General features: G+C 58.5%; 7 protein-coding genes. 3 read left to right on the top strand and 4 right to left on the bottom strand.

The features are described from left to right. Nucleotides 1-123 precede the first annotated feature (123 nt). Nucleotides 124-1,368, bottom strand: a complete 1,245-nt coding sequence (locus HMPREF0908_RS07460; RefSeq protein WP_006690872.1) for a Zn-dependent hydrolase — start codon at nt 1,366-1,368, stop codon at nt 124-126. A 181-nt stretch (nt 1,369-1,549) separates the two neighbouring features. On the opposite strand from HMPREF0908_RS07460, the gene clpX reads away from it, so the two are divergent. After that, the gene (gene clpX / locus HMPREF0908_RS07455; protein ID WP_006690871.1) at nt 1,550-2,845 is read left to right on the top strand and encodes an ATP-dependent Clp protease ATP-binding subunit ClpX; all 1,296 of its coding nucleotides are present in this window, start codon (nt 1,550-1,552) and stop codon (nt 2,843-2,845) included. 379 nt (nt 2,846-3,224) lie between these two features. On the opposite strand, the gene HMPREF0908_RS07450 is transcribed toward clpX, so the two are convergent. From HMPREF0908_RS07450 to HMPREF0908_RS07440, 3 genes are all read right to left on the bottom strand, one after another. Next, nucleotides 3,225-3,977 carry a nucleoside/nucleotide kinase family protein gene (locus tag HMPREF0908_RS07450; protein ID WP_245522932.1) on the bottom strand — a complete coding sequence of 251 codons (753 nt, stop codon included), beginning with the start codon at nt 3,975-3,977 and terminating at the stop codon, nt 3,225-3,227. 441 nt (nt 3,978-4,418) lie between these two features. Further along, the gene (locus HMPREF0908_RS07445; RefSeq protein WP_040572590.1) at nt 4,419-6,683 is read right to left on the bottom strand and encodes an anaerobic ribonucleoside triphosphate reductase; all 2,265 of its coding nucleotides are present in this window, start codon (nt 6,681-6,683) and stop codon (nt 4,419-4,421) included. Nucleotides 6,684-6,866: 183 nt separating this feature from the next. Continuing rightward, the gene (locus HMPREF0908_RS07440; protein WP_211204796.1) at nt 6,867-7,637 is read right to left on the bottom strand and encodes a class I SAM-dependent methyltransferase; all 771 of its coding nucleotides are present in this window, start codon (nt 7,635-7,637) and stop codon (nt 6,867-6,869) included. Between the two features lie 211 nt (nt 7,638-7,848). Here HMPREF0908_RS07440 and trpS point away from each other — a divergent pair, with 211 nt between their 5' ends. Together trpS and HMPREF0908_RS07430 are read left to right on the top strand one after the other, a co-directional pair. Further along, nucleotides 7,849-8,853: a tryptophan--tRNA ligase gene (trpS, locus tag HMPREF0908_RS07435; RefSeq protein WP_006690867.1), complete on the top strand. Its 1,005-nt coding sequence runs from the start codon at nt 7,849-7,851 to the stop codon at nt 8,851-8,853. Next, nucleotides 8,853-9,572, top strand: a complete 720-nt coding sequence (locus tag HMPREF0908_RS07430; protein ID WP_006690866.1) for a phosphocholine cytidylyltransferase family protein — start codon at nt 8,853-8,855, stop codon at nt 9,570-9,572. Before trpS ends, HMPREF0908_RS07430 begins: the two co-directional genes overlap by 1 nt. Nucleotides 9,573-9,600: the final 28 nt, after the last annotated feature.

Genomic DNA, 9,600 nt, shown 5'->3' with positions numbered 1-9,600 from the left:
ACCCGCCGCCCGCATCGGCGCGACTGTCATAATATAACACGTCCCCTTTCGTTCGTCAACCCCTCTTTTGCAGTTTTTGAAAAAAATTGCTTCCTCCGCCCGCAGAGGAAGCAGCCGTGTGCATCAGTCCAGCGTTATCGCTCGCTGCGAGAGCCTTCGCACGACGGCGGAGTAAAGCTGTACGCCGCTGAAGATATGTTCCGGATCAGCATACTCAGCGGGATTATGGCTGATACCATCGCGACAGGGAATGAAGATCATGCCCGTTGGTGCATAGTCTGCCCAGTGCATGCTGTCGTGTCCTGCCCCGCTTGGCATTCTGCGGTATCTCATTCCAAGCTCTTCTGCCGTCGCTGCAATCATATCCACAAGGGCAGGCGACATTTGTGCTGGAGTTTCCTTGCTCACACGGCGCATTGTCCACGTGATGCCGCGCCGCACCGCCGCTTCATCAAGTGCCTCGGTCACATCCTGCTCGACCGCATCGCGTGCCGCGGTGTCGATGCTGCGCAGGTCAACGCCGAGTGTAACAGCACCGGGGATGACGTTCATCACACCGGGCACGACATCGACGATACCAACCGTGCCGACCGCCGGCGGCTCCTCCTGCGCCCCTGCCGCACGTTCCACGGCAAGGATGATCTCCGCTGCCGCACAGAGTGCATCATGGCGCAGGTGCATCGGCGTCGCCCCGCTGTGGTCAGCATTGCCCTGAATATCAATATAGAAACGGGAAGGCGCGGCAATCCCCGTCACGACGCCAATGGGCAGATGTTCATGTTCCAGCACCTTGCCCTGCTCGATGTGCATCTCAAGCACCGCCTTCAGCGGCTTTTGGTAAAGGGCCTCCGCTATCGCATCGGGACGAAGCCCGCGCTCTTTCAAAACCGTATAGAGATCCTTGCCGCTCTTCTCGTGCAGAGAATGCAGATCCTCCCTGCTGAGTTCGCCCCGCATGGCGCGGCTGCCAAGCGTCGCCGCAGAAAAGCGGCTTGACTCCTCACACATAAAGAGGACAATCTCGAGCGGGTGCTCCGGGCGGAAACCATCCTCTCCCATGCTGCGCACGGTCTCGATCGCCGCCAGCACACCCGCCAGCCCGTCATAGTTTCCGCCCTGCGGAACGCTGTCGCTGTGTGACCCGCACATCAACGCCGGCAGGCTCTCATCTTGACCTGTATAATGACCGATGACATTGCCGAAGGCATCCTCACGCAGGGTGAGTCCCGCCGTCTCCATCTGCCGCATGAGATAGGCACGCCCTTCCCAGTCCTCCGCCGAGAAAGCAAGGCGCGTGATCCCTTCCCCCGGCGCAGTAATCTCCTTCATCACGGCAAAATCCCTCATCAGCCTCTCTTTGCTGATCATCGTATCGCTCCCTTTCCTGTTTTGCTTTCTCTATATTGTAGGCACTTGATGACGATTTTTCAAGTACACCAAAGTACACCACATGCTCACGGCATTTGCTGGACGCATCCCTCTATCTATGTTATAATTCTCCCGTAAAAATGAAAACAAGTGATATCATTTCTTTCGAAAGGAAATTTTCATGTCGAAAAATCCGGTCAAGCATCAATGCACCTTCTGCAAGCGAATCATCGATGTGCACGATCAATACGATATGCCGATCTACGATCCAAATACGGGCTTTGCCATCTGCAAGGACTGTGTGCGTGAAATCAATCGCTTCCTCGACGAGCACGACGCATCCGTCTCCTCGGAGGAGCGCACGACGTTCCGCAAGGAGCTGGGCGACGTGCTGGAAAAGACGCGCCCTCACCTCATCAAGGAGTATCTCGACACCTACATCATCAATCAGGACCGCGCGAAGAAAATCCTCGCCGTCGCCGTCTACAACCACTACAAGCGCATGAAATACGGCTACGAAAAGAAAGAGGACGAGGGCACGGAGATCGAGAAGTCGAACGTCATCATGCTTGGTCCCTCGGGCTGCGGCAAAACCGCCCTCCTCTCCCATCTCTCAAAGCTCCTCGATGTGCCGTTTGCCGTGACAGATGCCTCCAGCCTCACCGAGGCGGGCTTCGTCGGCGCGGATGTCGAGGTCGCCGTCCGCAACCTCTACTATGCGGCGGACAAGGACGTGGAGAAGGCGGAGCACGGCATCATCTACCTCGACGAGTTCGATAAAATCGCGCGCAAATCCGGTGCGAACAATTCCATCACTGCTGACCCCGGCCACGAGGGCGTCCAGCAGGCACTCCTCAAGATGCTCGAAGGCAGTGTCGTCGAGTTCACGGCGCGCGGCCAGCGTAAACACCCCGAGGCGCCGACCATCAAGGTCGATACGAAAAACATCCTCTTCATCGTCGGCGGCGCATTCGTCGGCATCGAGAAGATCATCGCCAAGCGTCTCAAGAAAGGCAACGTCGCCATGGGCTTTGGCGCGGAGGTGCGCGGCAAGGATCTCGAAAAGGAATACGACGCACTCATCCATCAGGTCACGCCGGAGGATCTCATGGAGTACGGCATCATCCCTGAGATCATCGGCCGCCTGCCCGTGATCTGCACGCTCGAAACCCTCGACGAGGACGCGCTCCTGCGCATCCTCACGGAGCCGATCAACGCGCCGGTACGCCAGTACCAGCAGCTGCTCGCGATGGATGGCGTGGAGCTCGTCTTTACCGAGGACGCTCTGCGCGCCGTCGCAAAAAAAGCAATCGAGCGCAAGACGGGTGCACGCAGCCTGCGCGGCATCATCGAGGAGGTCATGCTCGACGTAATGTTCGACATCCCGCGTGAGACCGCCCCGCGCCGCGTCACCGTGACGAAGGAATGCATCACCGAGGGCGCGGCGCCGACCGTGGAGAACGCGGCGGCGGGGTGATAAATTTATCCTTGCAAAACAGCATAAACGTGTTATACTGTGTGTAGAAGTCAACGATGGTCATTGACAACCAAAAGAAAGAAATCCCCTGCGGCTGGTTACCGCAGGGGTCTTTCTTTGCAACTGGTGAGGTCGCATCTGGCTGGTGCCACGACGGCGGTCGCTTCTACCGCCCCAGCCTCTGCAGAATCAGCGCCCCGAGAATACTCCCGAGTACGCTGGTCAGCAGGGAAAGCATAACATCTCCGATGGTCATCGTGACAACCTCCCTTCCTTGCCGGATTGGCTTGGTTAGGGCCGTGGCAGCTTCAGTATAACACAACGGACGACAAAACTCCCACTGCGATGCCAGCCGCAGTGGGAGTTTTCATATGGAAATTTATACCCGCACGAAATCGCCGTCTGCCTCCATATGCCAGATCTCGTCCGCCGCACCTGCATGTGCGGCAAAGCGTTCGACGTTGCGGGCATCGCTCGCCTCGCAGAAGGCGGTCGCTTCCGCCTCGGAGAGTCCCCCCTGCACCTTGCGGGCGATGAGGCGATTCCGCAGGAACGCGGCGGGTGCGTCGATGCGAACGACATAGTCGGCGAGCGGACGGAGGCCGCCCCACGGCTCCTCGTCCAAGATCAGCCAGTTGCCCTCGACGAGGAGGATTGGCGCATCCGCCGTGACGGCATTGGGCACGACATCGTGAATGCGGCGGTCATAGACGGGGAATTGAACCGCGCCAACCTTTGCCGCCGCAAGTTTCTCCGCAAGTGCTGCCGCATCGAATGTCTCGGGTGCGCCCTTGATGGATTTCAGCGAAATCTCTTTTCCGCCGCGCACGGTGGTATACGTTTCGAGAGCGGCATTCGGATAGTGGAAGCCGTCCATGCCGAGTGCCTGCACGGGGGTCAGTCCCTCCTCTGTGTGCGAAAGCCGCTCCAAGAACTGCGCGAGCGTCGTTTTCCCCGTGGCGGGCGGCGCGGCAAGGAAGACGATGCACCGCCGCCCGCTGCGCCGCTGCAGCTCCGTGAGACGACGCAGCAGCGGCAGGAAGAGATGCTCCACCGTATCGGTGCGGTAACGAACACGCTGCGGCAGTCCGTTGACGGTCATCGCGCAGGTACGCCACTCTTTTTCACGCACAGAGATCCCCTCCTCGATGGAATATTTTAGCAAAAGTATGCCCGTGGTTCAACTGTAGATAAGTTTCCATATAAAAAGGACTGCTGAACGAGTCAAGCTTCGTACGGCAGTCCTTTCTTGTGCCCCCGCCACCGCTTGCTGACCTGTCCAAGAAGCAAGTCCGTAGGACGAAGCTGATTGGAAAACAGGTCGTATGCGAAAACGTCCCAAGAACACGAGCGTTAGCGATGTGTGATTGGCTGACGTTGACCGCTCGCGGTCCCCCTCCCCCGTCACAGCGGGGGAGGCTTTAGCGAAATCACGGCATAGCAGCTTCCCCATTTACGAAGGGGCTAGGGAAGCACGAATAAGTTTGGCACAACCATCTTGAAGCATCTTTTACGCCCGCTTTTCGTTAGCCAATGTTCCACATAGCCTCTGCTATGCGCCCGGTTTGCCTCCTTAATCCTTCATGCGCGGAACGGTCATGGTGCCGAAGGCAGTCTCCTTGCGATGGCAGTGCGGGCACTCGTTCTCGATGAGTCCCGTGTAGCCGCAGACAGGATCGCGGTCAACAGGGTGGTTGATGGAGAAGTAGCCCATGTCTGCGTCGTGCATGGCTCGAACGACTTTCTCGAAGGCCTTGACGTTCTTCGACGGGTCGCCGTCCATCTCGATGTAGGCGATGTGTCCCGCGTTCTCGAGCGCATGATACGGAGCCTCGATGCGGATCTTGTCGTAGGCACTGATGTCGTAGTAGACGGGCACATGGCTTGAGTTCGTCATGTAAGAGCGGTCGGTGACGCCGGGTATCGTCCCATAGACGCGCTTGTTCGCACGCTGGAACTGTCCTGCCGTACTCTCCGCAGGCGTGCCGAACGTCGACCAGTTGCGGTGCTCCGCCTCAGTGTACGCGTCGGTACGCTCACGCATGTGACCGACGATCTCGAGCCCGAGTTTCTGCGCCTCCTCACTCTCGCCGTGGTGCTTTCCGATGAGTGCGACGAGGCATTCGGCGAGTCCGCAGAAGCCGATCGAGTACGAGGCGTGCTTCAGCACTTCCTTGATGGAGTCGACGGGACTCGCCTTTTCGCTGTCGAGCCAGACGCCCTGCCCCATAAGGAATGGATAGTTGTAGATGTGCTTTTCCTCGATAATCTTCAGCCGATCGAGCAAATAGTCGTGGCAGAGGTCGATGTAGTAATCGTAGAGTTCCCAGAATTTCCCCAGATCGCCCTTGGCCTCGAGCGCAAGCTTCGGCAGGTTGATCGTCGTAAAGGAAAAATTCCCGCGGCTGCCCGACTGCTCGGGGCCGTTGACGTTGCTCATGACGCGCGTGCGGCAGCCCATGGTTGCGACGCAGCTGTTATAGTCGCCGGGCTTGTAGTATTGGAGGTTGTACGGCGCATCGAGGTTGACGTAGTTTGGAAACAGGCGGCGCGCACTGACGCGGCAGGACTCGATAAAGAGGTCGTAGTTCGGATCCTCGGGGTTGTAGTTGACGCCCGCCTTAAGCTGAAAGACAGAAATGGGGAAGATTGCCGTCTCGCCGTTGCCGAGCCCCTGCCAGATCGCGCTCAGTACCTCGCGGATAACGAGCCGTCCCTCGGGCGAAGTATCCATGCCGTAGTTGATGGAGCTGAACGGCACCTGTGCCCCCGCACGCGAGTGGAGCGTGTTGAAGTTGTGAATGAGCGCCTCCATCGCCTGATGCGTCTCCTCTTCGACACTCTCGCAGGCGAGCTGGTAGATCGTCCGCACGTCCGCCTCGAGTTCCTGCTCCGCCGGGGTGTCGAATGCCGCACTGTAGACGATGTTCAGTGCACGCATGAGTTCGGCACGGGCGCGCTCCGCACGCGCGTCGTCCTGCTTTTCCGCATAGACGCAGACGGCAAAGTCGAGCTCCGCGCGCAGTGCCTTCTTGAACGCCTCGTGGGTAAAATAACCATGCCCGATGTGGTAGAGCAGCGCCTTCCACGCCTCCTCGAGGATTGCCTTGCGGAAGGACTTCTTTACGCCGTCTGCCATGGCGTAGTCAAACGCGTTGATGCTCTGCCCGCCGAACATGTCGTTCTGGTTCGACTGGATCGCGATGCACGCGAGGCTCGCGTAGGCACGGATGGAGTTCGGTTCGCGCAGGAAACCGTGTCCCGTCGAGAAGCCGCCGCGAAAGAGTTTCAGAAGATCGATCTGGCAGCAGTTGAACGTGATGAGTGAGAAGTCCTTGTCATGGATGTGGATAAAGTTCTCACGGTCAGCAGTCGCATAGCGTTCGTCGAGAACGTAGTTGTCGACGAAGTGCTTTGCCCCCTCCGCACCGAGCTTCAGCATGATGCCCATCGACGCGTCTGTGTTGATGTTCGCGTTGTCGCGCTTGAGGTCGGAGTCCACCGCATCGGCAAAGAAGATGTCGCGGTAACTCTCCATGAGGTGCTTCTGCGCGCGGCGGCGCTGGGCATGCCGCTGGCGGTAGGTGATGTAGCGGCGCGCAATGTCATAGTGCCCGTGCGCGAGCAGCTGTTTTTCGACGAGATCCTGGATCTCCTCGACGCTGATCTCCGTGCGGTCGCCAAATGCCTCCTCGACGCTCTTCGTCACCGTGTCGATCTCAAGTGCCGTCATCGGGTGGACGTACTCCTTGCTCGCCGAGGTAATGGCATTGAGGATCTTCGAACGGTCGTAGGGCACCGCATTGCCCGCGCGTTTTGTCACCGTCGTCACTGTCATAGATTTCGCTCCTTTATCCATACATAATACTATATCTTGTGGTTCGCATTTTTTGCTACGGAAGATATTGTAACAGAGAGGAAGATTCTTGGCAAGGTATTTTTCACGCAAAAAGGCAGCGGTGCGTCACAATATGACATACCGCTGCCCATGTGCGCAGCGAAGCATCCTCGCTGCTTTTCGTTACTTCTTGCTGACGATGGCAATATAGGAAAACTCTTTGCCATGATCGAAAAAGAAATTGAACATCGTGCGGAAACGGTCGATGTTCTCCGTGCGCAGCCCGTTGCGGATGATCTTCATCGCACCGTCGAACCCCTCGTCGCGCACCAATCCGGCAGGATCGAGCAGCGTCATCCGCCCCGTCTGCACCTCCGTCGTAAATCCCGTCTGTTGAAAGAGCTGCCGCCACATGCCCTCAGAGAGCGGATCGACGTTTACGCGAATCGCACGCGAGATCCCCGCGCGCAGCTCCGCCGCCTGCTCCTCGTCGTCCGTGCGCAGGGCAACGTCATGGGTCAGGAGCACACCGCCCGGCTTCAGCACGCGAAAGTATTCGGCGATCGCCTTTGCCTTGTTCTCGCGCGGCAGCATGGTAAGCATCGCCTCATTGATGACGACGTCAAACACAGCATCGGGGAACGGCAGCGCCATGGCGTTGCCCTCGACCACATCGACCACATCGGAAAGCCCGTGTGCCTCGATATTGGCACGCGCCTTCGCGAGGGCGGCGGGATTCATATCGAGGCCCGTGATGCGGCAGCCATGCTCCTCCGCCAGCGCGATCATCGTCGTGCCCATGTTGCAGGCGACCTCAAGGACACGCGTGTCAATGGTAAAATCCACATGGGAAAGGAGCCACTCCGTCGCCTCACGCCCGCCGGGACGCAGGCGCGTCTTGCCAAGACGTGCAAGGAACTCATGGCCCATCTCGTTTTGCTTCTGTTCTGTCATCATAACACCTCCGTTGGTCGATTATAGAACGATTCTCAACGTCATTCTACTGGGTATTGGCAGTCGTTTTCTGTAACGAATGTTACGGGCATAAAATTATTTCCGTATCTTCTATCTCCTTAACGGGAAATTCATTGCTCCGCGGCTTTGCTTATCTTTCTCTCATGAGATATAATGAAAGAGATTCTACGTGTATAAGGAAGGAATATCCATGAACGAAAACGATCCAGCCCGCCGCAGGATCATCCTGAGCGGCATTCAGCCCACCGGCACATTCACCCTCGGCAACTATCTCGGCGCGGTGAAAAACTGGCGCCAGCTGCAGAAGGAATACGACTGCTACTACTTCGTCGCCGATCTCCATGCGCTCACCGTCTATCACGAGCCTGCGATGCGGCGAAAGGCAAGCCGCGCGGCGTTTGCCCTCCTGCTCGCGTGCGGACTTGATCCGGAGGAGAGTCTCGTCTTTATCCAGAGCCACGTGAGTGCACACGCGCAGATGGGATGGATGCTCTCCTGTCTCAGCCCGTTCGGTGATCTCAGCCGCATGACGCAGTTCAAGGACAAGTCGGCGAAGCATCCCGAGGACATCAACGCGGGGCTCTTCACCTACCCGGCGCTCATGGCCGGCGATATTCTTCTCTATCAGGCGGACTACGTGCCCGTCGGGGCAGATCAGACGCAGCACCTTGAGTTTACGCGGAACGTCGCCGCGCGGTTCAACCACGTCTACGGCGAGACGTTCCGCCTGCCCGAGGGCTATTTCCCGAAGGCGGGTGCGCGCGTCATGAGTCTCGCGGAGCCGACGGCGAAAATGAGCAAGTCCGACGAGAACGCCAAGGCGACCATCTTCATCCTCGACGATGAGAAGACGATCCTCAAAAAATTCAAGTCCGCCGTCACGGACAGTGATGCCGAGGTCGCATTTCGCGAGGGCAAGGACGGCATCAACAATCTCATGACGATCTACTCTGCCATCACGGGGAAATCCTACGATGCGATCACGGCGGAGTTTGCAGGAAAGGGCTACGGCGACTTCAAGACGGCCGTCGGGACGGTCGTCGCCGATGAGCTGCGCCCCATCCGCGAGCGTTATGCGGAGCTGCTCACGGATAAGGCGTACCTCGACGCAGAGATTGCGCGGGGGGCAGAGCGCGCCGCACACATCGCCGAAAAGACGCTTGCGAAGGCGAAACGCAAAATGGGGCTGTGCTGATGAATGCACATCGTGTGACGCGCGCCGTCATTCTCGCAGCCGGGCGCGGGTCACGGCTCACACCGCTGACCGATCACCTGCCGAAGCCGCTTGTTCCCGTGAACGGCGTGCCGATCATCGCAACCATTTTAGATGCGCTTAATGCGGCGGGGATTTCGTCGATTACTATAATACGGGGCTATTGCGGTGCGGCGCTTGACACGCTCAAGGACGCGTACCCGCACATCGCCTTTCTCGACAATCCGGACTGGGCGGCGGCAAACAACATATCCTCCATCGCGCTCGCGGGGCGTGCAGGGCTGCTTGAGGACAGCTACGTCATCGAGGGTGATCTCTACCTCGCGCATCCCGCCATCATCACGCCCACACAGGAGCGCACGAACTACATCGCCTTCCCCGTGGCAGCGACGGACGACTGGTGTTTCGACGCGGATGCCGACGGGAGGATCACGCACATCGCTACAGAGAGCTCACACCCCTGTCACCAGATGCTCGGTCTCTCCTACTGGACGGCAGAGGACGGGCGGCGGCTCGCGGCCTGTGCGGATGCGATGTACCGCGAAGAACGATACCGTCAGCTTTACTGGGACGAGATCATTTTGAAATACAATCCCGACACATGCGATGTGTATATCAGGGAGTGCACGCGCGAGGACGTGTGGGAGATCGACACCGTGGCGGATCTGCGGGCGCTGGAGGCGCGGATAAGACATAATTGAGCCCCGTCTGCGGGGACGTCCGACGCAA

Source organism: Centipeda flueggei ATCC 43531, assembly GCF_000160695.1.
Lineage (GTDB): Bacteria > Bacillota > Negativicutes > Selenomonadales > Selenomonadaceae > Centipeda > Centipeda flueggei.
Note: the sequence above shows the minus strand (reverse complement) of the source record. Positions and strands in the feature narration are given on the sequence as shown.

Excerpts from the sequence above, each read along its gene's own strand:
- HMPREF0908_RS07460 (WP_006690872.1), bottom strand. The coding sequence starts at position 1,368 with ATGATCAGCAAAGAGAGGCTGATGAGGGATTTTGCCGTGATGAAGGAG.
- clpX (WP_006690871.1), top strand. The coding sequence starts at position 1,550 with ATGTCGAAAAATCCGGTCAAGCATCAATGCACCTTCTGCAAGCGAATC.
- HMPREF0908_RS07445 (WP_040572590.1), bottom strand. The coding sequence starts at position 6,683 with ATGACAGTGACGACGGTGACAAAACGCGCGGGCAATGCGGTGCCCTAC.
- HMPREF0908_RS07440 (WP_211204796.1), bottom strand. The coding sequence starts at position 7,637 with ATGACAGAACAGAAGCAAAACGAGATGGGCCATGAGTTCCTTGCACGT.
- trpS (WP_006690867.1), top strand. The coding sequence starts at position 7,849 with ATGAACGAAAACGATCCAGCCCGCCGCAGGATCATCCTGAGCGGCATT.
- HMPREF0908_RS07430 (WP_006690866.1), top strand. The coding sequence starts at position 8,853 with ATGAATGCACATCGTGTGACGCGCGCCGTCATTCTCGCAGCCGGGCGC.